The sequence below is a fragment of the Marinomonas maritima genome (genome assembly GCF_024435075.2).
Classification (GTDB): domain Bacteria; phylum Pseudomonadota; class Gammaproteobacteria; order Pseudomonadales; family Marinomonadaceae; genus Marinomonas; species Marinomonas maritima.
In genome coordinates this window covers 501,739-527,455 of record NZ_JAMZEG020000001.1, presented here as the reverse complement: position 1 = coordinate 527,455, position 25,717 = coordinate 501,739, and the positions used below count along the sequence as shown (strand labels likewise).

The following is a 25,717-nucleotide window of genomic DNA, read 5'->3' as shown; positions in this document are numbered from 1 at the left end:
CGCTGGAGCTTAATTGTGGAATCTATCATTCTATTTTCCTTGGTACTAATCCTGCTGTTTATTGGCTTGCCGGTTGGTATCTCGTTGGGCTTATCGTCCATATTGTTTATTACTTTTTTCTCACACGACTCTTTGTCGTCTGTTGCAATATCCCTGTTTGGAGCTGGTCAGCACTATACGTTGCTGGCTATCCCGTTTTTCATTATTGCCTCGTCTTATATGTCGACCGGTGGCGTTGCAAAGCGTTTAATTAACTTTGCGATTGCCAGTGTTGGTCACTTTAGAGGTGGCTTGGCTATGGCGTCTGTGTTGGCATGCATGATGTTCGCGGCATTGTCTGGTTCATCTCCAGCAACGGTTGTGGCCATCGGTACGATTGCTATTGCAGGTATGACGCAAGTGGGTTACTCAAAAGAGTTCGCCGCTGGCATCATCGCTAACGCAGGCACATTGGGTATTTTGATTCCACCATCCATCGTAATGGTTGTGTACGCGGCGTCTGTTGACGTGTCTGTTGGTCGTATGTTCTTGGCAGGGGTTATTCCTGGCTTGATGGCGGGCGGTATGTTGATGCTGGCGATCTATGTGGTTGCTCGTATCAAAAAGCTCCCTGCAGAAGAATGGAAAGGCTTTGGGCATTTGATTCGTGGTGGTAAAGAAGCGGGCTGGGGCTTGTTCCTTGTCGTGATCATCATGGGTGGTATTTATGGTGGTGTGTTCACACCAACCGAAGCCGCTGTTGTTGCCGCCGTTTATTCTATGTTCATCGCTCTATTTGTTTACCGTGACATGGGCCCTTTGAAAGGCAAAACATGGACAAACGATGAAGACGCGCCGCACGCTCGTGTTGGCTTTAACGGTATGGTTTATGGTGTGTCGTTCTTCCTTGTGTGGGAAATCATGTCTTTCTTTGTCTGGGCAGACAGCGAAACCGTTACAGGCGGCGACCGTGCTGTTTGGGGCGCAATCATGTCTGTTACGCTGGCAATTTTCTACGTCTACAAACGCGCAAGCAAATTAGAACAATCCATCGGCGCATGTTTGGCTGCTGGTTTACCTGTTTGGGGTCGTAACTTGTCTATGATGCTACGTGGTTTCTTCCCATCGTTGTTCGGTGAAGAATCTCGTAAAGTCATGCTAGAAGGCACAAAAACAACCATTATGCTGATGTTTATCATCGCTAATGCGCTGTTGTTTGCTCATACGCTTTCTGCAGAACGCATTCCACAAATGATCACAGAGTGGATGCTTGGAGTTGGCTTTAACTGGTTTACCTTCCTTATTGCGGTGAATATCTTGTTGTTGATTGGTGGCCAATTCATGGAGCCTTCTGGCCTATTGGTTATCGTGGCACCAGTGGTGTTCCCAATTGCGATGGAACTGGGCGTTGACCCAATTCACCTAGGTATCATCATGGTGGTAAACATGGAAATCGGCATGATAACACCACCAATCGGTTTGAACCTGTTCGTTACCTCGGGGATTACCGGAATGAGTTTGGCGCGTGTTGTAAAAGCCGCTATGCCATTTGTCTTAGTATTGATGGTGTTCTTGGTATTAGTAACTTATATTCCAGCACTGTCTACGGCATTACCGTACAGCATTATGGGGCCAGAAATCGTTCAATAACGATTTCAGCTCTACAAAAGATCATACAGTTCAGCGCCCTTCGGGGCGTTTTTTTTATTGTAAAAAAACCATATTACAGAGATATAGAAAATAATACTTTCATCACATCTACTGGAAATCCTTAATAACGTTGTAAACATTTTTTTCACCATGCTGAGACTACCCTGTGTGCTTTACGTCACTAGCATCAGGAATACACATGAAAAAAAAAGAAAATCACGCATCAGCAAAGACGCCTTTTAAATTATCTTATAGTGCTTTGGCTGGTCTTTTAGCGTGTTATTACACCCTCGTTGTCAATATTCCAATATATTTCGAGTTTTATAAAATTTTATCGGAACTAAGTAATGTCCATGTGATGTTTGTATTAGCAATCCCTGTTTTTATATTTTTAATATTGAATATCCTATTTAATATTTTATGCTGGTCTTATTTAGCGAAGCCTTTTTTTATTTTTTTGTTAATTAGTTCTAGTCTGGTTAGCTACGCGATGCTGTTTTACGGCATTAATGTAGACTATGGCATGATAGAAAACACTTTCGAGACAGACATTAACGAAGCCACTACCTATTTAAGCTTGCAGTCTTTGGCTTGGGTTGGCGTCACAGGGATTATTCCTTCTATATTAGTTGCCTTGGCCCCTATGAAAAAAAATGCAGGAATCGTTAAGAAGCTTATGGTTATTACGCTGTCTGTTCTTATTCTAGTAATTGTATTATTTTTTACCTACAAAGATTTTAGTTCAGTCGGACGTAATAATAGTTATTTAAGAGAAATGGTTATACCGACTCATTATACTTACAGCACTTATAAGTACATAAATGAGACTTACTTCACCTCTCCTCTTCAATATAAAAAAATCGGCATAGACGCCAAAAAAATAACTAACACTGTGGATGACAAGCCGACATTACTTTTCTTTATCCTCGGGGAAACGGCTCGTTCGCAAAATTATGCTTTAAATGGTTATGAAAAAAACACCAACCCCTACACTGAAAAGCAAAGCCTCATTTCATTCCAAAATGTTAACTCTTGTGGCACAGCAACAGCGGTTTCTGTTCCTTGCATGTTTTCTCAACAAGGACGTGATACATACAATAAAAAGCAGGCCAACAACCAAGATAATGTGTTGGATATATTGAGCCGTGCTGGTATTTCTTTGTTGTGGAAAGACAATGATGGTGGTGATAAAAATGTCGCTAAAGGCATTACAAAAATTGAAATAGATAACACTAAAAACAATCAATACTGTAATGGTAGCACTTGTTTTGATATGGCTTTATTAGAAGGGGTCGAGGGGGATGTATCTAAACTGATAGGCCAAGATAAAATGTTGATCATGCACATCATGGGCAGCCATGGACCCACATATTACCTTCGTTACCCTAAAGAACAACAGCATTTTTTGCCAGACTGCCAACGCAGTGATATTGAAAACTGCAGCACAGAGCAGATCACCAATACTTATGACAATACTATTGTTTATACCGATTACGTGATTAGCCAAGCAATTGATAAACTTAAAAAAATGAGTAAAGAATACAACACCGCCCTGTTTTATATTTCTGATCACGGTGAATCATTAGGAGAGAACGGCTTATTTTTACACGGAGTGCCTTATGCATTTGCCCCGGCCACTCAAACAACAGTGCCACTTATTACTTGGATGTCTGAAGGTTTCAAGAAGAGCAAGCATATCGATGAAGCTTGTTTAAAGAATGAAGCACAGAAAAACACGTTTTCTCACGATTATATTTTCAGCTCTTTACTTGGCATTATGGATGTTCAGACCAAGGCCTATAATAAAGATTTGGATATTTTTCAACGATGCCGTCACTAGCGTTTAAATGTTCTTTGCTCTAGAAAAAATCATCATCCAGCAATGTAATGAAATTTTCATTGCTGATTTTAACAACTAGTTAAAAAATCTTAATTAGATTATTTAATAACCTATATTCATATAAAGAGGTCAAAGTGAAACCAAATACGACAGGTGTTCGCAGAGTAATCAATGCAACAGGATATTCATTGAAAGGATTTAAATCTGCTTGGTTGTTCGAGGCAGCGTTTCGACAAGAAGTCACATTATGTATTATTTTTTCAATCGTTGCGTTCATGCTTCCCGTCAGTAATATTGAGCGAATAATGATGATCGTAAGTTTACTATTGGTTGTTATAGTCGAATTACTAAACTCTGCGATTGAAGCCGTTGTAGATCGAATTGGTGATGATTGGAATGAGCTGAGTGGAAGAGCAAAAGACATAGGCTCTGCTGCTGTTTTTCTATCGCTATTGCTAGTCTTATTTGTGTGGATATCAATTTTATTAGATGTGTATTAATGGTTTTTAATAAAAGGTCTGTAGTCTAAATACCTGAAAAAAATATTTATTCTAGGCGCGGACTTATTATCTTAATGTATGGCGTTTACTGTTTATAATAAAACAAACGACTGCCAAATTAAACGTAATGCCATTAACGTTAATACTATGTTAAAAATGCGATGAAAGTAGCGATCAGGCATACGTTTTAACAATCTAAGCCCCACCCACGTTCCCACCGCACCACTGATGACCATACAAGCCAACAAAGGTAGCCAAGCTTCTAGCGGAAACCCCGCCACCTCAAAAACCGTCACTTTCAAAATATGTTGTAGTGACATCGCGGCAGCAAACGTCGCCACAGTGCGAAAACGATCTGCGTGGATTTGCTTAACAAATGCCGCTACCAAGGGACCTGTGGCACCAGCAAATAACGTAATAAACGTGGTAATAGCACCCGCCATAGCGGTTCCCCATTTCCCCAATACCATTTTAGGCAGCTTAGGTCCCCAACATAAATACAAGATAAACAGTGCAATCGTTAAGTGCATAATCGCCGGAGGCAAAGCCACTAATACAAAGCTTCCCAGTAAAGCGCCTAGCAATGCGCCAGGTAAAAAAGCACCAATCAACGCCCAGTCTATGTGTCGCCAGCTCATCGCCGCGCGACCAGCGTTTGATCCTAACTGCGCGACACCATGAAGCGGAATAATAAGCTGAGGCGGTAATACTTGTGCCATCACGCCAAGTAACATAACACCGCCACCCGCTCCGAAGCTTGCCGTAAAGAAAGATGTCAGCCCAGACACAGCAACAAGCATGATAAAAACATGAGGAGAAACTTGGTTAAAAAACAAAGTGGATAAGGTCATATAAACGGCAGGTATTCACAGAATAATAAGAAGGATAGAGTAGCAAAATGAGTCCAATAATTCCCAGTGAACTCACCTTCATTAGTTATACAAAAAAGACAAAAACGTTAAGCATCTGACTGACTGCTTATACGTTTATTGCTTATAGATGTCTTTGTCCAAACCATATTTACGCATTTTGTCGTAAAGGGTTTTTCGCGGTAGACCGAGTGCGTCCATGGTACTTTTAATAGAACCTTTCTGGCGCATGAGCTCTTGCTCCAATAAGGTTTTTTCAAAGCGCTCTAACTGCTCAGGCAAGGTCATCACACCGGGGTTGTTTTCATTGATGATAATCTGGTCAAACTCAAAAGAGCCCGATTCGCCCATCAGCACATAACGCTCAGCAAGGTTACGCAACTCACGTACATTACCTGGCCAATCGTAACTTAATAAACTGTGCATACGCGCCGCCGAAAGCGCTTCTGATTCACGCTTATATTGCGCAATCGCCACCAAACAAAAATGCTGCCAAAGCAAAGAGATATCGTCTTTTCGTTCTCGTAGCGGCGGAATATCCACACGGACTACGTTAAGGCGATAATACAAATCTTCGCGAAATGTACCGCCTTCGCTCAGTTGCTTTAAATCAACTTTAGTCGCGGCGAGAATACGTAAATCAAGATCGATTCCGGTGTTAGAGCCCAATCGTTCTAAACGACGCTCTTCCAACACTCGCAATAAACGAATCTGCATCGACATAGGCATGCTTTCAATTTCATCAAGAAAGAGAGTGCCACCATTCGCATGTTCCAGCTTACCAATACGCTGTGTTTTTGCATCCGTAAAGGCTCCCTTTTCATGACCAAATAATTCAGACTCCATAATGGAATCTGGTACAGCGCCACAGTTTATCGCCACAAAAGTATGTCCACGGCGAGAGCTGTGCTCGTGAATATATCGCGCTACCAGCTCTTTACCTGTGCCCGTTTCCCCTTGAATAAGAATGTCCGCACCCGTATCCGCCACATGCAATAACGCCTGACGCAGGCGGTGAATACCCGGCGTATTGCCAATAATTCGAGGGCCAGGGGCATTTTGAGCGGCAAGTTCTAGGCGTAAATTTCGGTTTTCTAAGGTTAAACGGCGTTTTTCTGACGCTCGACGAACCACGTCAAGAAAGTCTTCGTTAGAAAACGGTTTTTCAATAAAATCGTATGCGCCATCACGAATGGCGCTCACGGCCATACTGATGTCGCCATGACCGGTAATCAAGATAAAAGGAATTTCAGCATCAATTTTTTTTACCTCTTCGAACAACGCTAAACCACTTTTACCGGGCAAGTTAATATCACTGACAATGACGCCAGACCAATCCAAAGACAAACGCTCAACAACACCTTGGGCGGTGGGAAATTCCACAACATCAAAATCTTCAAGCTGCAATGTCTGAGAAATCGCCATACGAACGGCTTGCTCATCGTCGATCAATATTACTTGCTTACTATCGGGCATTAACGTTCCTCTTTAGGTGTTTTTGACAGGGAAGAATGATGAATAAAACGCGGTAGCGTAACACAAAACTTGGCGCCCCCGTTTACTTGGTTTTGAGCACTGATCTGTCCACCCATTGCCTCTACAATCCGCTGACTAATCGACAGTCCAAGCCCTAATCCTAAACCTGACGACTTAGACGTAAAAAAGGGTTCAAAAAGATGCTTCATAGCGTCATCGCTCAAACCATTGCCAGAGTCTTGCACACAGATAACAACGTGGTTCTCTTTCATCGTTTGTTCAATACAAACGCGTCGCTCGTTGTTGGGTTCTTCTAAAATAGCATCGGCAGCATTGGCCAATAAATTCACTAATACCTGCTCTAAAAAGACCATGTCACCATTGACTATAAAGTCTTGGTCCTCTGTAACAACAAGCTCGATGTCTACTTCTTTATAACGAGGGCTCATAATCTTAAGCGCCCCCATAATCGCCGTTTGAACAGCGATAGGGCCTTGATGTACATCGCCTTTGCGAGCAAAGACTTTAAAGCGTGCAATAATGTCACCCATGTGATGACCCAACTGACTAATGTGTTGCAAGTTGGTGTGTGCTTGTTCGTATTGTCCACGATCTAGGAATTTCAAACCGTTACCCGCAAAAGCCCGAATGGCGGTCAAAGGTTGGTTCAATTCGTGATTTATACCCGCACTGAGCTGCCCCAGCACCGCCAATTTAGCGGTTTGTATCAGTTCTCTCTGTGTGCCTTTATGCTCTTCAATTTCATTACGCAGCCGAGTGTTTGCACCTTCTAACTCAAACGTTCGCTCTCGTACTCGCTCCTCTAGTTTAATTCTAGCTTGAGTAATTTCTTGCTCGTAGCGTTTACGCTCTGTCATATCGTGAAACGTCACCAAGTAGCTAAGGCGATTAGGCAACTGCATCTCGCACAAGGTCATTTCCACAGGCACGGGCGTTTGATCGGAATAACACAAGCGCCCCTCTCTAGTTAGCACCTTAATGCCCAAATCATTAGCGGCTTCGAGAAAGTCATAATGGAAAGACAAATCAGGCTCATCGTGTTTATCAAATTGGAATAACACATTCAAAGGTTGTCCGACCAAAGGCGCTAAGGGCTGACCAACCAACTTTTCCACAGCAGGATTAAACGATTCAATTCTATGGTTTTCATCCAAGGTTACCAAACCTGCTTGAGTGTTTTGGATAACTTCTCGAATATACGCTTGGTTATGACGCGTCATTTCATTGGCATCAGATCGCTCTCTGAGCATTCGAGTACGAAGCATGGCAAGGCCAAACAACAAAGCGGTTATTGTCACTCCACTAGCAAAAATAGCCCGCCATAACGCAATTTCTTCATTAATGGTTTTTAGTGGTGCAAGAATAGATATTTTGAAATCCAATAAGCGAATAGGACGGCTCATTCTTAAAAAGGACAACCGTTGTAATTCCTCAGTACCATTTAGGACGGTATTTTCTAGCACATCAACAATTTGCGATTTTTCATCAAAGGTTTTTTGGTAAACAATCGCCAGTTTTTCGATGGATTTACCTAAGTAACGTTGAGAGTCTGCTATACGTTGCAACTCTGCATGAGATAACTCACCGAAAATACGATACAACCAATTAGGTCGGGAGCTGCTAAACACGATGCCGTCGGGATCCAGTAATAAAAACTCATAATGCTGGTTTGCAAAGCGCTTCTCAAACTGAGTAAGATCCACTTTTACGACGGCAGTCCCAATAATAGAATCACCTTCATAAACAGGATAAGAGAAATAATAACCGCGGCGATTCGATGTGGTTCCCAGCGCATAATAACGGCCGGGCTTACCTTGAATGGCGTCTTGAAAATAAGGTCGAAAGGAAAAATTTCGCCCAACAAAGCTAGCCGATTCACGATAATTAGACGCTGCGATGGTTAAGCCATCCGTGTTTAAAATATAACTGTCCGACGCCTCGGTAATACGGTTAATTTGTTCAAGTTCGCGATTTAATTGATTTATATCTGACTCGAAGCCATCACGAAGGGCCTTTTTTACTCGATCATTCGATGCCAACAAGGTCGGCATATGTTGATATTTAGCAATTGCACTTTCTAATACACTGGCGAGCTGATTGAGCTGTTCAAAAGAATCAATGCGCAACGCCTTGATCTGCTGATTTTTTAATGCCTCGCCACCTTTCCAGATTGTTAATAAAGCGATTATAAAAACAATGACATATAGCCAAAATAAGTATTTTTTCAGACTACTTAAATACAATAATTTGATACTTAAACGATTATTTTCACTCAAAAACTTGTCCTAATATACTATTCTGTTTATATACTTCTAACGTTGTATTCGAACGCCACTTCAGGCACTTTGCTAATAACGTATGAATAAAATACATTTTATGAAATATTGACCAATAGGGTAACAATGCATTCCATCAGTATTCATTGTCCATCAATCGACGATCTCATTCAAAAGCTGGAAGGAATACAGCCACCAGATTTAATCCAACTATACGGAACCTTGGCCATAAAAGAAGCCAAACCGTGGGCAATTTATCTCTCTCAGCGTTTCCCCGATGCTTGCCGTATTGGTATGGCAAGCCAGAGACACATATCGAATGGTCATGTTAAGAATGATGGCGCGACCCTCATATTATCCTATTTTGAAAAAAGTCATCTGGTCCATCACAGCGCCGCATACGACAGTAACGAAGCGAATCTGTCTGGCGAGAACTTGTTTGCTCCCTTTTTGGCGGAAAAAGAAGAGCAACAAGCCAATGTCTACATTGTGTTAGTGGATTCAAAAGACGCTATTCAAGACGAGTTTTTCAATGTTTCTCAGCAACGCGATTTAACCATTTGCGGTGGTCGCGCTGGTATTTTCGACCATGAAAACAGTTGGGTTCTGTATCAAGATAAACTGTATCAAAACCAGTCTGTTGCTGTGGGCATTACTAGCCAATACCTCACACAACAACGTGATGTCTTTGTTGATAACATCGCCATTGGTCGGCGCATGCTCGTCACCGCCAGTGAGGGGAAGGTAATAACGCAAATCGACCACTTGCCAGCCCAACAGGTCTACCAGCGATATTTATCAAACGGTGAAAAGCTCAGCCTTTCTCTTGCTAATCGTTTTGCACTCACCACCATGCATAATAATGTTGAAATTAATGCTGTGCCCTTACGCTGGGAAAGTGATGGCGGCATACTCATGAGTGAAGCGCTTCCAGAAGGCGCTTCGGTAAAATTTCTCTACTTTCATCCTGCGCAATCACTGCATTCGATCACCCCCAAGATACAACACCTTAATGAACAAAGACCGGATAGTATTTTCATCTTCAGCTGCATCAGCCGCGAAGATTTTCTAGAAGAACGACCTACCGACAAATTAAGTTTGCTCAATCAGATTTTACCCTTGCATGGCACCTACTGTTTTGGTGAATTTTTTACCACTCAGTTTGGCACTAGAATCATGCAACACGCGCTCACTTACTTAGCAATCAACGAATCCGGCTGCGGTTTAAAACGTGACGCTGAGCCAATTCAAATAGCAGACGCCGACGACTCTCTGGCAGCAATGTTCAATTTGATCCGTAATGCCTTTCAAGACCTTGAACAAGAGCACGCCTCTCTTGTCACATCAAATGTCTCATCAAATGTCACATCAAAAAATGATGCGTCGAATAATGAGACATCAAGAAATGATTGGTTACACGATTTACAAACTGGCTTACTCAATCGATTCTCTTTGCTCGGACGCCTTAGTAATAAGGAGGATATTTTTCATCTAGCCGTTCTTAGAATTCGTAACTTTCGTCTTATTAATCAACAATATGGTTACAACACGGCCGATGATTTATTTGCCCAGTTAGCGCACTATTTAAAACGCCGCTTAAGTACCAACTCAGTGGGGATTGAATTCACCTGCTACCGCTTATCTGCCAACGAAATTGCGGTCTCAATCCACAGTGACATTGCACCGAAAAAGATCGTCAGATTATTTCGCAACTTAGCCGAAGATATTGAAAGCCAAGAGTTTTCCACCATAAACAAAATAGAACACTTACTCACACTCAGCTTGTCTGTTGGTATGGCTTCCGCATTTGATGAGCTGGGCGAACTTCTCTGCGAGCAAACACACCTTTTAATCAAAGCCAGCGAAGCAAGACGATTTGCTCAAATCAATAATCAGCCCATTTATTGGAATGGTGACTTACAAGATCATGCGACCTCAGAAGAAAATCTCGATTGGATTCTAAAAATACGTAAGGCCCTCGAAAACGACGACATCTTGGCTTTCTTCCAACCGTATTATGACAGCCAAACAGGCAAAGAAGTCGGTGCAGAAGCGCTTCTTCGAGCACGCATCGACGGCAAAATAGTGAGCCCTTCTTTCTTTTTAGATTTAATAAAGCAAACTCAACTTTACGCTAAGATAACCCTCGCCATGTTGTCGAAGTGTGAACGCATACTCAACACCTACCCCAATGTCCATGTCGCGTTAAACCTCTCTGTTTTAGACTTTAAACACTATGCAACCTTAAAAGCCTTACGAGAGTTTTTTAAACGCAACCACGTTAATGGACGCTTAACATTGGAGATTACCGAATCAGAGTCCATAAAAGATTATGAATGGATCAGTCCGATCATTAACGAGTTTCGCGAAGCGGGCGCACTGTTGGCTATTGACGACTTTGGCGCGGGTTATTCGAATCTAGAAAAGCTCATTGCCCTTAATCCAGACATTTTGAAACTGGATGGCTGTATCGTTAAAACCATCGACACGGATGAAAAACTACGAAAGCTGGTTCAACACATTAACAGCCTCGCGCACTCTTTAGGCATCAAGACTCAAGCAGAGTTTGTCCACAACAGCGCGGTTAAACAACGACTAGTTGATATGAAAATAGATTATTTGCAAGGATTTTACCTATCCGAACCCTTGAGTGAATCCGAATGGCTAGAACAGTATAATGACGAAATAAACTGAAAATCGTTTGCTCACGCACGGGTGTGGGCAAACGGCAATACCTCGGTAATATGAGCTTTACGGCACATCAGCATCAATAATCGGTCCACACCCAAAGCGACGCCTGCGCATTCAGGCAAACCGTGCTCTAGTGCATTAATTAGTCGTTCATCAAACTGTCGACCCACCAAACCCAACTCTGCGCGCGTTCGTTTATCCTGAGCAAAACGTTTAGCCTGCTCTTTTGCATCGGTTAATTCATGGTAGCCATTAGCCAATTCCATACCTTGCCAATAGAGCTCAAATCGAGCGGCCACCTGCAAACCCTTTTCATCCAAATGAATTTTCGCTAAGGCCGCCTGAGAAGCTGGGTAACTATGAACAAAACACGGCGAATTTACGCCGATGGCAGGCTCTATCACGCTGGAAAAAACCAACTCTAATAAGGTGTCTCTGTCCTCTTCCTGCAAACCATATTCTGTGTACTCATGAGCATACTCTTGCAACGACAACAGGGTAGCACTGAAAGGATCTAATCCAGTGTGACGCAAAAAAGCCACCTGATAGCTCAGTCGTTCACACGTCAGCGTTTCGTCATCCAATAACACACCCAACAGGCTTTGAATGTCATCCATTAACTGCCAATGATCAAAGCCAACCCGATACCACTCCAACATAGTGAATTCAATACTATGACGACGACCGATTTCTTCCGCTCGGAATACTTTACCTAATTGGTAAATGGAACCCGAACCGGCGCACAACAAACGCTTCATCGCGTATTCTGGTGAAGTTTGCAGATAATAGGTTACGTCTTGGCCTTGTGAACGCGTCTTGCTGGTCAATACTTCAATATGAGGGTCGGTAATGCTGCCCAGTGACAAACATTGTGTATCAACTTCCATCACATTTTGCACATCAAAAAACGCACGAGTGGCTTTCAATAACTGAGCTCGTTTTTGTAAGATTAAAATATTGGCACTGGGTTGCCACAAAGAAGCGTCGTACATAGGAAACACTCAAAAAAATAAAATCCATCATAACAAAGCCTGACGCATTAATTCAGCTTACTCAATGGTATTTTAAGGCCCGTAATGCCAAAGAAAGCGATTCCGTATCATTCATCCAAACACTTTGTCGTATTACGCTCTTTTCGTTATTTTCAAGGATCTGAATGCTGGCAACGCCATTTGTCCAATACACAAACCTAATAGAATCAATACTGCCGCGATAATATGACTCATTTCTACCACTTCATCGTAAAAGACATAACCGCCCAAAATACCGAATACTGGCACCAATAACGTCATTGGCGCGACGCTGGAAATGGAGTATTTCATAATCATCTTATTCCAAAACCAATAACCTAATAATGTCGTTGGATACGCTTGAAACAATACAGAAAACAAAGTCCATTGCGTAAACTGACTGGGTAGCTCAGTAATGACCTGTGTGCCTTCAAAAATAACCGCAAGCAACAACAAAGGCAAAGGCGCAAACAACATACCCCAGACGTTAAAAGCGAAGATAGATTGCGTATTCGCCCGCTTCACAATCAAACCATTAAAGCTCCAAAATATCGATGCCATCAATACTAAGATCAAACCTTTTCCTGTCACCGCACCGCCGTCGGCCATCATGATCAAAATAAGCCCGAGCAAGGCCAGCCCTACACCCAATATTTTATTGCGTGTGATGGTTTCGTTTAAAAAAAACCAACCCACCAGCAAGCCACTCACCACGCTCATGTCCAATAACAAAGACGCCATCCCTGCCGACACACCCGCGCCAATGGATAACGTGGTTAACCCCCAAACACCCACACCAAAAGACAAGCCATAGGCCATCAAATAGCGCCATTCTACATCGGGCTTTTTGATAAAAAAGATTAAAGGAAACACGGCGAAACTAAAACGTAATGCAGTGAGCACCAAAGGATGAACCGTGCTCACGCCCAGTTTAATCACACTAAAGTTCAGCCCCCACAGCGCCATCAAAGCAAACAGCAACCCAAAGTCTCGTAATTTCATATTTTCTCTCTTCGCTAAACGGTGATGTTGAATAACATTAGTATCCGTAAAAACAATCAAAGAGAACAGATTCAATTTTTAATAAAAAATAGAGTACAATTTAAAAACCTTTTTTTACAGCACCCAAAAGCAGTGAATACAATGGCACTATACGAAACGCTTGCTCAACAGTTTATCGAAGACATACAAGCCCAAAAAATGCCTGTCGGAACTCGCTTACCTGCACTACGGTCGATGGCCAAACAACATCAAGTCAGCCTGTCTACAGCGACTAAAACCTACGACTACCTGCAACAAATGGGCTGGATATATGCGCAACCTCAGTCAGGGTATTTTGTTGCAAATCAAATAACCAGCACCTCGTTCCCAACGCTGAATGCCCATGACTTAACACTAAAAGGATTAGAACAAAGAGACCCAAAACGCTTTGCGCCATCAAGTGGATACAATCCTGCCTCGGCACTGTTTAGCCCACTTGGCACCTCCATGATATCGCCAGATTTGCAACCCAGTATTGCCTTACAGCGCAGTATTAAACGCGTCACTCGACGAGCAGGGAAACACCTTTTTCAATACCCAGACACTCAAGGCGACACTGGTCTTCGAAACGCACTGGCCGAACATTTTCGTTATTACAACCTCGCCTTTTCGGCCACTGATTTTGTCATTACCAATGGTTGTATCGACGCCGTGAAACTCGCCATCGAGAGCCTCACTAAAGAAGGCGATACCATCGCGATCAGTTCTCCGTGTTTTAGTGGTTTACTTGATTTGCTCAGCGCACTGTCACGTAAAGTGATTGAAATTCCTATTAGTGAAAAGGGCCTCGATTTAGACCATCTACAAACCATTCTGCAGCAAGGTTTAATTAAAGCCTCGTTGTTCAGTACCTCAAACATGAACCCCACAGGCATGACGTTACCCATTGAACAAAAGCAAGCCTTAGCCAAACTCGCGGCGCAATACGAAACGCCAATGATCGAAGACGATGTGTATTTCGAGCTGGGTCATCAAAAGCAACAAACCTTGCCTGCGAAGTATTGGGATAAAGAAGGTTACGTGATTTGGTGCGGTTCTTTTTCAAAAACCTTAGCCGCAGGGTTACGACTTGGATGGTGTGTTCCGGGGCGTTATTTCACGCCGTACCTAAATCAACACGCCCTAACCAGCTTTGGGGTGAATGGGCTGATGCAATCTTGCATGGCTGAGTTTATCAACACCGGAGAATACCGTTCTCATGTGAATAAAGTCCGCGGGGTGCTGACTCAACATATTCACCGCTACCAACAGTTTCTCATTGAGCATTTACCAGACAACGCAAACATCAGCACACCACAAGGCGGAATCGTACTTTGGGTACAAATCCCCGGTTTGAATGCCGTGCAGCTAGAAAAAGAAGCCAATGAACAGGGCATCGACATACGCAGCGGCGCGTGTTTTAGCACACACGACTTTTATCGCGACTGTTTTCGCATCAACTGCGGCTGGCCATTGGAAGAGAACAGAGAAGAAAACACTGTTGATAAACAGGGTATTTATCAACAGTTAAGCACGTTATGTTTATTGATTAAAAAATTGTTACATCATGCAACCGCTATCCAATAATGGCTATAAATCAAATTGTGACGGCAGTATGACCACATCGCGAATAGTCACATGACGAGGACGAGTCAGCATAAACAACAAGGCTTCGGCCACATCACTGGCTTCCATTAAACTGCCTTTATCCTTGGCTTCTTGAAGCTTTTCCGCGGGCCAGTCAGATAACAAGGTCGTAATGACAGGACCAGGTGAAACGGAGCCTACGCGAATACCATGTGGACAGACTTGGCGGCGCACGGTTTGTACAAAACAGTTCATCGCCCATTTGGACGACGCGTAAACGGGCTCCCACGGCGTTGGATAATGTCCAGCCAAAGAACTGGTCACTAAAATATCACCCACACCGCGCTCAATCATATGCGGCAACACATCACGCACATTTTTAATGACCACATTGATGTTCAGATTCAACATACGATCGATGGCGTCGTTATCGGCATCGACCAAATCTCCACCCACATAGAGCCCTGCATTGGCGTGAAAAATATCAATCACCTTGGTTTTTTCTAAAATGCGAGGAATCAGAGCACGGCAGCTTTCTGGGTCTAGCAAGTCCGCCTCTAATGTCACCACAGCATCACCATGCTTTTGTTGCAATGCCTGCAATGCGGCTTGATCTCGATCGACAATAACAACTTGTGCGCCTTCCGCTATCATTGACTCAGCACTCGCAAGGCCAATTCCTGACGCGCCACCGGTGACAACGGCAATCTTTCCTAATAATGCTTTAGACATGTTTTACCCTATTGTTGTTATTGCTTATAAAAAATGGATATAAACACACGTTATCATCATATCTAAACGAAGCTCTGCTACTTTTTTGCGCATAACTAATCTAAAACAACACTTATTCTGCTACTGAGCAAAAAGCGGAAAAGCTATCTACCTATAAGGCTAAAAGTCCATAAATAGGCGGTTTACATCCCAAAGTACCTTGATATAGCTTGTTTTGATAAACATTCAATTTTTTTGAACATTTACCTCAAAATACTCCGTTACTTTATCCACTGTTTTTTATATATAGTACTTAAAAGTTAAACAAAGCCCTCAAACATTAAGGTAAATAAACATGACATCATTTATTCAAAAAATTACTAATACAACCTCTGGTCTTGCTAGCACGATTTTGCGGATCCCTGTTGGTCTAATTTTAATGGCCCATGGCGCGCAAAAACTGTTTGGTGCTTTTGGTGGCTACGGTTTAGAAGGAACGGGGCAGTGGATGGCGTCTATTGGTCTAGAGCCTGGCTACTTGATGGCTCTATTGGCGGGCAGCGCAGAATTCTTTGGCGGTTTGGCATTGGTCATCGGTTTGCTTGTTCGCCCTGCGTCGGCGGTCATTGCTTTCACTATGTTGATGGCCATTTTTTCTGTGCATATCTCAAACGGTTTATTCATGGCAAATAACGGCTACGAATACGCACTAACCTTGTTGGTTGTCGCGGTTTCTTTGGCCTTTAGCGGTGCAGGCTCTTTCTCTATCGATAAGGCCATCTCAGCAAAAAGCTAAATGGCACTAAGCACAAGCAGATCATATCCAAAACCTCGATACCAAGGTATCGAGGTTTTTTTATGTTGAAATCAACTATGCCACTACAAACAGCCAAGAAAAAACCATAAAGGGAAACGACAATAACATTGAGCGTTTTTGGTATTGCTCACAAATGCTAACTAACGCGATGATGTTACTTCATATAAAAATACCCATTATAAAAATAACAATAGGCTATCTGTCATGTCTGATTACGTCATTATTGGCGGCGGTGCTGCGGGCTGTTTACTCGCCGAACGCTTGTCTCGCAACGCCAATCACAGCGTCACATTACTCGAAGCTGGCCCTCCCGATACAAACCCGCTCATCCACATACCAGCGGGCATTATCGGACTCATGCGAAGCAAAACATTAAATTGGGCATTACGAACAGAACCCCAACCTGAGCTAAACCAACGTTGCCTTTTCTGGCCGAGAGGAAAAACCCTCGGTGGCAGCACGTCCATCAATGCCATGTGCTATACCCGTGGGCAAGCCGACGACTTTGATCATTGGAAAGCATTAGGAAATACCGGTTGGGGTTACCAAGAACTACTGCCACATTTTAAAGCCGTAGAGAGCTTCTATCAGGGTGAAAATGAGTGGCACGGCGCTAAAGGCGAACTGTCAGTTGAACCGTTACGCCACATGAATCCTCTCTCGGACGCTTTTATCCAAGCCGGACAAGAAGCTGGCACGCCATTCAATCAAGATTGTAATGGCGAAAGCCAACACGGCGTGGGCCCTTATCATGTCATGCAAAAAAACGGTGAACGTTGTAGCGCAGCAAGTGCATTTTTAAACAAAGCGAAGTCTAGATCAAATTTAACGATTATTACTCATGCCCAAGTCGAACGTATCGAAGTTCAAAACAAACGTGCTGAAGGCGTTCTCTATAAGGTAAACGGCAGGTCTCATTTTATTAAAGCGACACGAGAAGTACTGTTATGCGCTGGCGCGCTGCACAGCCCCCAATTGCTTATGTTGTCTGGCATTGGTCCAAAAGAAACACTAGAACAGCATAATATTGACGTGAAACACGAACTTGCTGGCGTGGGGAAAAACCTCCAAGACCACCTCGACATTAGCCTTATTCATCTCGATAAAAACCGCACCAGTATTTCTTTTCACCCTAGTTTTTTGCTCACGGGAATAAAAAGTCTATGGCAGTACAGAAAACGCCAAGGCATGCTGACCTCAAACATGGCCGAAGCGGGTGGCTTCATCACCACACAACCCAACGACACACGCCCAGATGTTCAACTGCACTTTTTACCGGCTGTTGAAGCCGATCATGGCTTAAACCTTTGGCCAACGTTCAAACACTATGGCTTTACGCTTCGGGCTTGTTTACTCAGACCAAAAAGTCGTGGTGTTATCAGCTTGTATTCCAACCAAGCCAGTGATCCACCAAAAATTGACGCAGGTTACTTAACCGACGCAGACGACATGGAAGGCATGATTCGAGCATTTGATGCCGCAAGGGACATTATGAAACAACCCGCGCTGGCACAGCACAGCCAAAAAGAATGGCAACCGGGTGTATATTGCCAAACCAGAGAACAGAAAATCGCTTACATTCGGTCTCATGCAGAAAGTATTTATCATCCCGTTGGCACCTGTAAAATGGGCCACGATGCACTCGCCGTTGTCGACCAAACACTAAAAGTACATGGTATTGATAAACTTAGAGTGATTGACGCTTCTATCATGCCAACGCTTATCAGCGGAAACACCACTGCCGCTACGTTAGCCATCGCCAATAAAGTAGCCGAAGAAATATTAATGTCATTAAGATAAGTTAAAAGTAAAAAGTAAAAAGTAAAAAGTAAAAAGAGCAATCCATTCGATTGCTCTTTTTTAAACAACATATATTGGCAGTGTCTACTATTTTACTCACGATACAAAATCATACCGGCGTGATAAAGCACTCCATCTGTAAAGGTGCCATCAGCAGTAAAACCTGTGTCATCCCAATACTCAATATAGTCACCTGTGATTCGATATCGGCCTTCGTAGGCTAATTCGATGTTTCCTCTGGCTTCTACATAGCGATTGTTAGGCAAAAGCTCATGACGTATATAACCATCTACTGTCATCCACATGCCTGAATAGCTTTGCCTAATTTTTGATTCGCTATGCGTCATTACTTTCCCGCCTTGTAATAATGTGCAATCTCCTCCTCTGTAACAACCCACGCATAGTTTAATTCTTGATGAATTTTCCAGTCACCATTATCGCATCTCCAACCTATTTGAGAGCGTCCATTGAATGGGATAGCGCCACCATTTTTTTGCGTTATTGTGCCAACAAAACCAATTGCAGTGGAAGCGATTTTTTCTCCTACTAACTCACCAAAACCTTCAGTCAAAGCATGAGTCACAGTTTCTGCATTCGCTTGAAGTCCTTCCCAATTCGCACCATATACAGACGAATCATCAAACAACTGACTTTCACCAGGAGCAAAATTATCCCAATAAATTCCCTTAGGATCTTTCAAGTTGTAATAACGACTCATTTTATTTTCAAATATAAATTCGGGGGCATTTTTCTGTTTTTCCCACCCCTTCATAATCCAATGCTTATGAAGTACCAAGGGAGAGTTTACGCCTGTTTGCTCACACGCATTTCCCGCTGCCTGAAGCAGCCCTGAGCTAAAACTTGAAAGAAGTAATAAAGAAAGTGCTGATGCTATATATGTCATGATTTGCCTCTTATGTTTATCAAAATATTATCAATACATTGGTATGTCTCAACTTGCTTTGCCATTATAAAAAAGCGATATTGATTAGAGTAGTGATCCATCGGTTAACACATTGGTAAGCAAAAAATGACAATGAAAATAGACTTAAATATATTACCCGTATTTATTGCGGTTGCTGAAGAACATAATTTTCGTGCAGCAGCAGACCGATTAGGCATTACTCGCTCGGCCGTTAGCCAAATGATTCGAAAGCTTGAAGATCAACTAGGTATCGCTTTATTTACCCGAACCACAAGAAGCGTGAAACTTACGGAAGCTGGAGAACATCTTTACAGCCAAGTGCGCCCCCAATTAGAGAATGTGAATTCTTCTTTAGAAAATATTATCAGTCACAAATCCCCACGAGGATTACTAAGAATAGCGTCGACCTCCATTGCAGAGCCTTTTTTATCAGGAAAGTTTATTGTCGAGTTTTCAAAAAAGTACCCAGATATTGAATTGGATATTACAGTCACCGATGATGAATTTGATATTGTAAAAGCAGGCTTTGATGCGGGAGTTCGTCTTGGCGATAGCCTAGAACAAGATATGATCGCCCTACCTATCTGCGGCTTACAAAGAGATATGGCTGTTGCTTCGCCAGACTACATAGCGCAGCAAGGTATTCCAAAACACCCTAAAGACTTACTCAATCATCGCTGTATTGGTTGGCGCCCAAAGCTAAACAATCGCCCCTATTATTGGGAGTTTAGTGAAAACGAAAAAGACTTTGAGGTATCGGTAGAGCCTCATATCACCACTAATGACTTCCGCTTAATGTTGCGTGTTGCACTGGCTGGAGGTGGAATCACTTTTGCGACAGAAGAAACCTTCCGTCCCTTTCTTAAGACAGGCAAACTAGTCCCTTTACTCGAAGAGTTTCTACCAACTTTTTCTGGCTTTTACTTCTTTTACCCAAACCGAGAAAACATGTCTCCGAAATTAAGGGCCATGGTAGATTTTGTAAAATCTTGGAAGCAAACGAATTGATTACCAAGCTAGCTATTTAACAGCTCAAAATCGTATAAAAAAAGCCTTCGACAGAAAACGGTCGAAGGCTTTTTAGGATTCGTTTGCGAGAACAGGGACGTGTTACTTGCCTGTTGCGCGAGAAACGTATTCGCCTGTACGTGTGTCAACACGTAGGATTTCACCAATGTTGATGAACAATGGAACACGAACCATTGCACCAGTAACCAAGTAAGCCGGCTTAGAACCGCCGTTAGCGGTATCGCCTTTCACACCTGGGTCGGTGTCTTTTACTTCAAGTTCGATGAAGTTAGGTGGCGTTACGGCTAATGGTGCGCCGTTGTATAAAGTAATGACGTATTTTTCTTGCTCTTTCAGCCATTTTTTCGTGTCTGAAACTGCATTTTCATCGGCAGCGTGTTGTTCGAAAGAACCATCAATCGCCATGAAATGCCAGAACTCACCGTCGGTGTATAAATACTCCATGTCGGTGTCCATTACGTCAGCTGCTTCTAGGCTTTCGCCAGATCTAAACGTACGTTCCCAAACTCGACCAGAACGAAGGTTACGAAGCTTTAGACGGTTAAAGGCTTGGCCTTTACCCGGTTTAACGTGTTCATTGTCCAGTACCGCACATGGTTCGCCATCGACCATGACTTTAGTGCCGCCGCGCATATCGCTGGTAGTAATATTAGCCATACATCCTCACAGTATATTTTTAGAGAAAAGGCTCTGACTGACGTATCATGTCAGCCCTAAGATCTATTCAAGAGCCGCAGGCCTAATCGGCCTAGAATAAGTTGGCGCAATCATAACCCAAATGAACATAATTTTGCAGATATTTGACGTGATACCTATTCAAACAAAGAACAATATAAGCTGGTCACAGCACCTGTCACAAGCCGTAACGTCCTTGCCAGAACTGGTTAAGCACCTTGGTTTGCCTGAAAGTCTATCTCAACAAGGTATTGAGGCCCACCAAAGCTTTAAATTATTGGTGCCTCGTCCTTACTTGTCTCGTATTGAATACGGCAATCCGAATGATCCGCTGTTGTTGCAAATTTTGCCCAGCGCCGCCGAGATGCAAAACGTCATCGGTTATACGAAAGACCCATTAGAAGAAGCGGATCACAATCCACAAAAAGCCATCGTACATAAATACAAACGTCGCTTATTGGTCATCACCACAGGCACTTGCGCGGTAAATTGCCGTTATTGTTTTCGTCGTCATTTTCCTTATGGTGATAACCAATTAGCGCAAGCTGAGTGGCAATCGGTGATTGAGTATCTAGAAAAACACCCTGAGGTGAACGAGGTTATCCTAAGCGGCGGCGACCCATTGATGATGAAAGACGCCCTGCTCGCGGACAAAATTCGTCTACTCGAAGCCTTACCGCAAATAAAACGCCTGCGCATTCATTCACGATTACCCGTGGTGATTCCCGCTCGAGTTTGCGATGACATGCTGACATGGATAAACAAAAGTCGCCTCGACATCATTATGGTATGGCACATTAACCACGCCAATGAAATGGACAGCGAACTCGCTCACGCGGCATTCAAATTAAAGCAAGCCGGCGTCACTATGTTAAACCAAGGCGTGTTATTAAAAGGAATAAACGACACGGTCGCCGCTCAAGTCAATCTGAGCGAAGCCGTGTTTGATGCGGGGATTTTACCTTACTACATGTTCACTTTGGACCCGGTCGAAGGCGCGGCGCATTTTGATATTTCTATTGAAGACGCACAGCGATTAATGGGCAAGGTGGCTGCCGAGTTACCCGGCTATTTAGTACCAAGACTCGCCAAAGAAATACCCGGAAAACCCGCCAAGAGCGTATTCGCACCGCTGTTTGATACAGAAATTTAAGTTATCTTAACAACGCAATACGGCCGACTTTCACCTGTTGGCGCTGCACTTTCACGCTTGGAGCCAGTTGGTACAAATCACCATTTCGACCGATCAATTGTTGAGGTACATGACTGCGTTTTGCCACTTCTGCGTTCGCGTCCAAATGCTTCGGTTCGCCATGAACGGGAATCGCCAGTTGCGGCTGAACCCAAGTATAAAGTTGTTTCAATTCTTCTTGGCATGGATGGCCGCTCACGTGAATCGTTAAGTCGGTTTCATGAGCCTGTAAGGTGCGTATTTTTCGACCCTTGAATTGTTCGGCTAAGCGGTCTATCGCTTGTTCGTTACCCGGAATACGCATGGCGCTGAAAATCACTAAATCGTCTGCTTCAAGGCTTAGATCAAAACAATTGTCGGCGGCCAATCGGTTTAACGTCGCTCTTGCTTCACCTTGGCTTCCGGTGACGACGGCCAGCACTTCTTCTCTTGGCAAATAACCAAGATGCGCCGCATCGATAATAGGCAAATCGTCTGGCCAATGGCCAGTTACTCTGGCGGCGCTGACCATGTTCGTTAGCGATCGACCAATTAACGCGAGGTAACGCCCGGTTTCTTTGGCGACTCTGCCCAATCCTACTAAACGCGCCACATTACTGCTAAAACACCCCACCACAACACGATTCTTTTCTGCCTCAATGGTTTTCAACAAACCATGATAACAATCGCTCTCGGACGGAGAAAAACCTTCCTTTAATGCATTAGTAGAATCACAGACCATGGCCAAAATATTTTCTTTGGCTAAGGCTTTAAAAGTAGCAGGAGAAAAACCGTCTCCAATAATCGGTTTATTATCAATTTTCCAATCACCCGTGTGAAAAATACGCCCTACCGGCGTGTCGATGGTCATCGCAAAAGGCTCTGGCACAGAATGCGTTAACGCCAACCACTTCACGTTAAAAACACCAATTTTCTTGGTTTCGTTTTCCTTCACGACAATCACGGGTACGTCGTCGGCCAAACCCACTTGCAGCAATTTTCGACGCAGCACTTCGGCAGTAAACGCTGTGGTGTACACAGGACATTTGAAACGGCGCCATAAGAAAGGCAACGCGCCCACATGATCTTCATGGGCGTGGGTAATCACAATACCGGCCAAACGCTCTTTTTGCTCGCTAATAAAGCGAGGGTCTGCGCACACAATCTCGGACGTTCGAAGGTCGTCCGGTGTTAACGGTTCGTTAAAAGACACGCCACAATCGACCATTAACCATTGACCGTCATGACCATAAAGATTCATGTTCATGCCGATCTCGCCAGTGCCACCTAAGGGCAGAAACCATAAATCCTCTTGCGAGGGAATCAAAGATGAGATAACTCACTCCTTGTGAATAAAATGGAAAAATCAGTAAATGGTATCTATAGTACGCATTTTTAACGAAGACCTCTGCGTACTATTACAGATAAATTGAAAGAATCCCCAAGAGATACAAAGAAAATAGTAACGAAGGCGAGAAGCCTCTCTCTATGTAGCTCGTAGAAAGGCACTGTTTTACACTGCACTCAATCACTTAATTAAGACAGCGTGTTCTATTCCAACACGAAGATATTTTTGAAAACAGAGGACTATCAACTTGAACCTTAACATCACCACGAAGCTCACCAAGGCTTTAACCGCTTTGATTTTATTTTCTTGCTTAGCCATATTCGTTCTCTACTTGATTCAACGCTATGGCACACAATACGCCGAACACAAAATACAAGAACAGCTAGAGCACTCGGGGTTAACTTCTTTTGTTCATTATGAAAGTGTTCACTTTGATCCATTCACGTTAACGCCTTCGCTTGAGAATGTTCGTTTTGGGGCAGATAGCTCGCCTTGGTTGCGATTCGCACGGATTTCGCTCAATCAATATCCGATTAAATACCCAGATTTAGACGTGAAATTTTGGATTCAAGAAAGCCCAATCGCTAGCGTATCGGGTGACACAAAACGATGGATGCGAGCTGCAGGCATTGAAACACTGATAGGTAAAGGGTCTTTTTCATCAAAGGCTGAAGGCGAGAAAGTATTGTCACAATTCAAATTGGACATCAAAGACGTCGGAAAAATATCATTGTCGTCCAATATCAATCTATTAGATCAGTCCGTTAACCTACCAGAGCTACGCTCTGACCTTCTGGCGTCTTTTGCCTTAGGCCAACCAGAAGCCATGCTCATTATGTACGGTAAGGCCATTGAGCTTCGTTCTTTAGACATGACGTACCAAGACGCGGGATTAATCCATCATCTGTTTCCTCAGCCTGCTATCGGACAAGAATCTAAACAGTCACAACTAGATTATCTTACATTTGGAAGCCAAGCTTTAGGGCTCGCTGCTGTAGATTCAAAAGAAGCCAAGCAGATTGCTAGTGCCATTTGGGCTTTCTTAAATAAGCCGGAAAAATTGACACTGTCTTTGTCACCGTCTTCACCAGTCAATTTAAAAGCACTGGCTTTATCCGCGAGCGAGGAAAAACTGTACAACGACAGTAATATGACAATAACGAATCACTAACTAGCATTTTCTCAGCGCCGCTATGTTGGAAACTTAGCGGCGCTGACTGAGAAACGATTGCCTAAAAAGGGTTAAACATCACCCGATAGGACTGGTTAGACGTGGCTCTGGCAATGCCTTTTACCATTCTGAAAATTGACCAAACCCAGACACCAAATAACAAAATATAACCAATAAAAAAGAAAGCCAATATCACGCCAATCACACTCAAAAAGATCCCCCACCAAAAAGTACTGATAATGTTGGCGTAATGGTCTTCAAACAGAGTTCCGCGGGCTTCATTTACTTTTACCATTGCCCAAATAGCACCAATTAACCAAAAAATGCCGGTGAATATTCCCAGTAGCATAAACACATACGCAATCACGACGTTGCTTTTGGCATTCTCTTCTCTTGGTGTTAGCGGCCTAACGCGATTTTCGGGTTCAAATCCTGACATATTCAACAACTCCTTATTCACTATATTATCCAGCCAGAAGCGGACTCTCTATGCATTATAGGGATTCTTTTTCGTTTATCTCCCTCCGCTCGCCTAGCTTTATGATTTCTTTTCAATACGAATGCTTGTAACGTGTTCTCCCCTCACACTATCTCTAGGAAAAGCATGAGCAATGTAACGATTTTAGTCGATGTTCAAAACGTTTATTACACAACCCGACAAGCTTTTGGACGTTCTTTCGATTACAACACGTTTTGGCAACAAGCCACTCAAGGCCGAGACGTTGTAAAAGCCATTGCTTACGCCATAGACCGAGGTGATGAAAAACAACGTCAATTTCAGAATATTCTTCGAGCTATCGGCTTTGAGGTGAAATTAAAACCGTTTATTCAGCGATCCGATGGGTCCGCAAAAGGTGATTGGGATGTTGGTATTGCGATTGATGGAATAGAACATGGTAAAGACAGCGACGTGCTCATATTGGTTTCTGGCGACGGCGACTTTGACATACTGGCTAGAACACTGAGAGAAAAATATCAAACCAAGGTTGAGGTGTATGGTGTAGAAGCCCTAACGGCGCAGTCTTTGATCAATTCTGCCGACCACTTCACCCCTATTGATAACAAATTGTTACTCAAATAAATATAACTCACCTATATTTTTAAGAGAGAATATGATTTCTGAAAAATAACTAACTTTTATATATGTAAAA

Annotated in this window: 22 protein-coding genes; 11 read left to right on the top strand and 11 right to left on the bottom strand. The window is 43.2% G+C overall.

Translation table 11 applies throughout. From position 1 onward, the window contains the following. Positions 1 to 15: 15 nt before the first annotated feature. The 3 genes from M3I01_RS02655 (at position 16) to M3I01_RS02645 (ending at position 3,969) form a co-directional block, all read left to right on the top strand. Positions 16 to 1,629: a TRAP transporter large permease gene (locus M3I01_RS02655; protein ID WP_255894027.1), complete on the top strand. Its 1,614-nt coding sequence runs from the start codon at positions 16 to 18 to the stop codon at positions 1,627 to 1,629. A 199-nt stretch (positions 1,630 to 1,828) separates the two neighbouring features. After that, complete coding sequence (locus M3I01_RS02650; RefSeq protein ID WP_275564899.1) at positions 1,829 to 3,469, top strand: phosphoethanolamine transferase; 1,641 nt, start codon at positions 1,829 to 1,831, stop codon at positions 3,467 to 3,469. 134 nt (positions 3,470 to 3,603) lie between these two features. Beyond that, positions 3,604 to 3,969 (top strand): diacylglycerol kinase, encoded by a 366-nt coding sequence (locus M3I01_RS02645; protein WP_255894024.1) that lies wholly within the window; start codon positions 3,604 to 3,606, stop codon positions 3,967 to 3,969. A gap of 92 nt (positions 3,970 to 4,061) precedes the next feature. Here the strand turns inward: M3I01_RS02645 and M3I01_RS02640 are convergent, their stop codons facing one another. The 3 genes from M3I01_RS02640 to M3I01_RS02630 all read right to left on the bottom strand — a co-directional run bounded on the left by M3I01_RS02640 (position 4,062) and on the right by M3I01_RS02630 (position 8,611). Beyond that, positions 4,062 to 4,820, bottom strand: a complete 759-nt coding sequence (locus tag M3I01_RS02640) for a sulfite exporter TauE/SafE family protein (RefSeq protein WP_255894023.1) — start codon at positions 4,818 to 4,820, stop codon at positions 4,062 to 4,064. A gap of 135 nt (positions 4,821 to 4,955) precedes the next feature. Next, entirely contained in the window at positions 4,956 to 6,314 is a 1,359-nt protein-coding gene (locus M3I01_RS02635; RefSeq protein ID WP_112136689.1) for a sigma-54-dependent transcriptional regulator, read from the bottom strand. After that, positions 6,314 to 8,611 carry an ATP-binding protein gene (locus M3I01_RS02630; RefSeq protein WP_255894021.1) on the bottom strand — a complete coding sequence of 766 codons (2,298 nt, stop codon included), beginning with the start codon at positions 8,609 to 8,611 and terminating at the stop codon, positions 6,314 to 6,316. The genes M3I01_RS02635 and M3I01_RS02630 overlap by 1 nt, the downstream gene beginning before the upstream one ends. Before the next feature lie 126 nt (positions 8,612 to 8,737). Between M3I01_RS02630 and M3I01_RS02625 the strand changes: the two genes are divergently transcribed. Then, positions 8,738 to 11,305 carry a bifunctional diguanylate cyclase/phosphodiesterase gene (locus M3I01_RS02625; protein ID WP_255894020.1) on the top strand — a complete coding sequence of 856 codons (2,568 nt, stop codon included), beginning with the start codon at positions 8,738 to 8,740 and terminating at the stop codon, positions 11,303 to 11,305. 11 nt (positions 11,306 to 11,316) lie between these two features. Here M3I01_RS02625 and epmA read toward each other — a convergent pair whose 3' ends face one another. Both epmA and M3I01_RS02615 read right to left on the bottom strand, forming a co-directional pair. Further along, on the bottom strand, positions 11,317 to 12,294 hold the full coding sequence (gene epmA / locus M3I01_RS02620) for an EF-P lysine aminoacylase EpmA (protein ID WP_255894019.1): 978 nt from the start codon (positions 12,292 to 12,294) through the stop codon (positions 11,317 to 11,319). 132 nt (positions 12,295 to 12,426) lie between these two features. Next, positions 12,427 to 13,314, bottom strand: coding sequence for an EamA family transporter (locus M3I01_RS02615; protein WP_275564898.1), 888 nt, complete (start codon positions 13,312 to 13,314; stop codon positions 12,427 to 12,429). Positions 13,315 to 13,455: 141 nt separating this feature from the next. Here M3I01_RS02615 and M3I01_RS02610 point away from each other — a divergent pair, with 141 nt between their 5' ends. Then, complete coding sequence (locus tag M3I01_RS02610; RefSeq protein WP_255894016.1) at positions 13,456 to 14,919, top strand: aminotransferase-like domain-containing protein; 1,464 nt, start codon at positions 13,456 to 13,458, stop codon at positions 14,917 to 14,919. A gap of 3 nt (positions 14,920 to 14,922) precedes the next feature. Here M3I01_RS02610 and M3I01_RS02605 read toward each other — a convergent pair whose 3' ends face one another. Then, positions 14,923 to 15,651 carry an SDR family oxidoreductase gene (locus M3I01_RS02605; RefSeq protein WP_255894015.1) on the bottom strand — a complete coding sequence of 243 codons (729 nt, stop codon included), beginning with the start codon at positions 15,649 to 15,651 and terminating at the stop codon, positions 14,923 to 14,925. A 334-nt stretch (positions 15,652 to 15,985) separates the two neighbouring features. Here M3I01_RS02605 and M3I01_RS02600 point away from each other — a divergent pair, with 334 nt between their 5' ends. Further along, entirely contained in the window at positions 15,986 to 16,426 is a 441-nt protein-coding gene (locus M3I01_RS02600) for a DoxX family protein (protein WP_255894013.1), read from the top strand. A 225-nt stretch (positions 16,427 to 16,651) separates the two neighbouring features. Continuing rightward, positions 16,652 to 18,247 carry a GMC family oxidoreductase gene (locus M3I01_RS02595; RefSeq protein ID WP_255894012.1) on the top strand — a complete coding sequence of 532 codons (1,596 nt, stop codon included), beginning with the start codon at positions 16,652 to 16,654 and terminating at the stop codon, positions 18,245 to 18,247. A 92-nt stretch (positions 18,248 to 18,339) separates the two neighbouring features. On the opposite strand, the gene M3I01_RS02590 is transcribed toward M3I01_RS02595, so the two are convergent. After that, positions 18,340 to 18,594, bottom strand: a complete 255-nt coding sequence (locus M3I01_RS02590; RefSeq protein ID WP_255894011.1) for an Atu4866 domain-containing protein — start codon at positions 18,592 to 18,594, stop codon at positions 18,340 to 18,342. After that, entirely contained in the window at positions 18,594 to 19,151 is a 558-nt protein-coding gene (locus tag M3I01_RS02585) for a hypothetical protein (RefSeq protein WP_255894010.1), read from the bottom strand. Before M3I01_RS02585 ends, M3I01_RS02590 begins: the two co-directional genes overlap by 1 nt. 126 nt (positions 19,152 to 19,277) lie before the next feature. Between M3I01_RS02585 and M3I01_RS02580 the strand changes: the two genes are divergently transcribed. After that, on the top strand, positions 19,278 to 20,180 hold the full coding sequence (locus M3I01_RS02580; protein WP_255894009.1) for a LysR family transcriptional regulator: 903 nt from the start codon (positions 19,278 to 19,280) through the stop codon (positions 20,178 to 20,180). Positions 20,181 to 20,282: 102 nt separating this feature from the next. On the opposite strand, the gene efp is transcribed toward M3I01_RS02580, so the two are convergent. Then, positions 20,283 to 20,858: an elongation factor P gene (efp, locus tag M3I01_RS02575; protein ID WP_112136670.1), complete on the bottom strand. Its 576-nt coding sequence runs from the start codon at positions 20,856 to 20,858 to the stop codon at positions 20,283 to 20,285. Positions 20,859 to 20,979: 121 nt separating this feature from the next. On the opposite strand from efp, the gene epmB reads away from it, so the two are divergent. Further along, complete coding sequence (gene epmB, locus M3I01_RS02570; RefSeq protein ID WP_255894008.1) at positions 20,980 to 22,029, top strand: EF-P beta-lysylation protein EpmB; 1,050 nt, start codon at positions 20,980 to 20,982, stop codon at positions 22,027 to 22,029. A 1-nt stretch (position 22,030) separates the two neighbouring features. Here epmB and M3I01_RS02565 read toward each other — a convergent pair whose 3' ends face one another. After that, on the bottom strand, positions 22,031 to 23,314 hold the full coding sequence (locus M3I01_RS02565) for a ribonuclease J (protein ID WP_255894007.1): 1,284 nt from the start codon (positions 23,312 to 23,314) through the stop codon (positions 22,031 to 22,033). Between the two features lie 328 nt (positions 23,315 to 23,642). On the opposite strand from M3I01_RS02565, the gene M3I01_RS02560 reads away from it, so the two are divergent. After that, positions 23,643 to 24,566, top strand: coding sequence for a hypothetical protein (locus M3I01_RS02560; RefSeq protein ID WP_255894006.1), 924 nt, complete (start codon positions 23,643 to 23,645; stop codon positions 24,564 to 24,566). Between the two features lie 61 nt (positions 24,567 to 24,627). Here the strand turns inward: M3I01_RS02560 and M3I01_RS02555 are convergent, their stop codons facing one another. Continuing rightward, on the bottom strand, positions 24,628 to 25,005 hold the full coding sequence (locus tag M3I01_RS02555) for a DUF4870 family protein (protein ID WP_255894005.1): 378 nt from the start codon (positions 25,003 to 25,005) through the stop codon (positions 24,628 to 24,630). A 165-nt stretch (positions 25,006 to 25,170) separates the two neighbouring features. Between M3I01_RS02555 and M3I01_RS02550 the strand changes: the two genes are divergently transcribed. After that, a complete protein-coding gene (locus tag M3I01_RS02550; protein ID WP_255894004.1) occupies positions 25,171 to 25,647 on the top strand; it encodes an NYN domain-containing protein in 477 nt (158 codons plus the stop codon). Positions 25,648 to 25,717 lie beyond the last annotated feature (70 nt).

What these genes read in the sequence shown, in the direction of transcription:
- M3I01_RS02635 (WP_112136689.1), bottom strand. Translation starts at nt 6,314, where the DNA reads ATGCCCGATAGTAAGCAAGTAATATTGATCGACGATGAGCAAGCCGTT.
- M3I01_RS02555 (WP_255894005.1), bottom strand. Translation starts at nt 25,005, where the DNA reads ATGTCAGGATTTGAACCCGAAAATCGCGTTAGGCCGCTAACACCAAGA.
- M3I01_RS02585 (WP_255894010.1), bottom strand. Translation starts at nt 19,151, where the DNA reads ATGACATATATAGCATCAGCACTTTCTTTATTACTTCTTTCAAGTTTT.
- M3I01_RS02580 (WP_255894009.1), top strand. Translation starts at nt 19,278, where the DNA reads ATGACAATGAAAATAGACTTAAATATATTACCCGTATTTATTGCGGTT.
- M3I01_RS02650 (WP_275564899.1), top strand. Translation starts at nt 1,829, where the DNA reads ATGAAAAAAAAAGAAAATCACGCATCAGCAAAGACGCCTTTTAAATTA.
- M3I01_RS02600 (WP_255894013.1), top strand. Translation starts at nt 15,986, where the DNA reads ATGACATCATTTATTCAAAAAATTACTAATACAACCTCTGGTCTTGCT.
- M3I01_RS02550 (WP_255894004.1), top strand. Translation starts at nt 25,171, where the DNA reads ATGAGCAATGTAACGATTTTAGTCGATGTTCAAAACGTTTATTACACA.
- M3I01_RS02640 (WP_255894023.1), bottom strand. Translation starts at nt 4,820, where the DNA reads ATGACCTTATCCACTTTGTTTTTTAACCAAGTTTCTCCTCATGTTTTT.
- M3I01_RS02605 (WP_255894015.1), bottom strand. Translation starts at nt 15,651, where the DNA reads ATGTCTAAAGCATTATTAGGAAAGATTGCCGTTGTCACCGGTGGCGCG.
- M3I01_RS02595 (WP_255894012.1), top strand. Translation starts at nt 16,652, where the DNA reads ATGTCTGATTACGTCATTATTGGCGGCGGTGCTGCGGGCTGTTTACTC.
- M3I01_RS02590 (WP_255894011.1), bottom strand. Translation starts at nt 18,594, where the DNA reads ATGACGCATAGCGAATCAAAAATTAGGCAAAGCTATTCAGGCATGTGG.
- efp (WP_112136670.1), bottom strand. Translation starts at nt 20,858, where the DNA reads ATGGCTAATATTACTACCAGCGATATGCGCGGCGGCACTAAAGTCATG.
- M3I01_RS02615 (WP_275564898.1), bottom strand. Translation starts at nt 13,314, where the DNA reads ATGAAATTACGAGACTTTGGGTTGCTGTTTGCTTTGATGGCGCTGTGG.
- epmA (WP_255894019.1), bottom strand. Translation starts at nt 12,294, where the DNA reads ATGTACGACGCTTCTTTGTGGCAACCCAGTGCCAATATTTTAATCTTA.
- M3I01_RS02565 (WP_255894007.1), bottom strand. Translation starts at nt 23,314, where the DNA reads ATGAACATGAATCTTTATGGTCATGACGGTCAATGGTTAATGGTCGAT.
- M3I01_RS02610 (WP_255894016.1), top strand. Translation starts at nt 13,456, where the DNA reads ATGGCACTATACGAAACGCTTGCTCAACAGTTTATCGAAGACATACAA.
- M3I01_RS02625 (WP_255894020.1), top strand. Translation starts at nt 8,738, where the DNA reads ATGCATTCCATCAGTATTCATTGTCCATCAATCGACGATCTCATTCAA.
- epmB (WP_255894008.1), top strand. Translation starts at nt 20,980, where the DNA reads ATGAACATAATTTTGCAGATATTTGACGTGATACCTATTCAAACAAAG.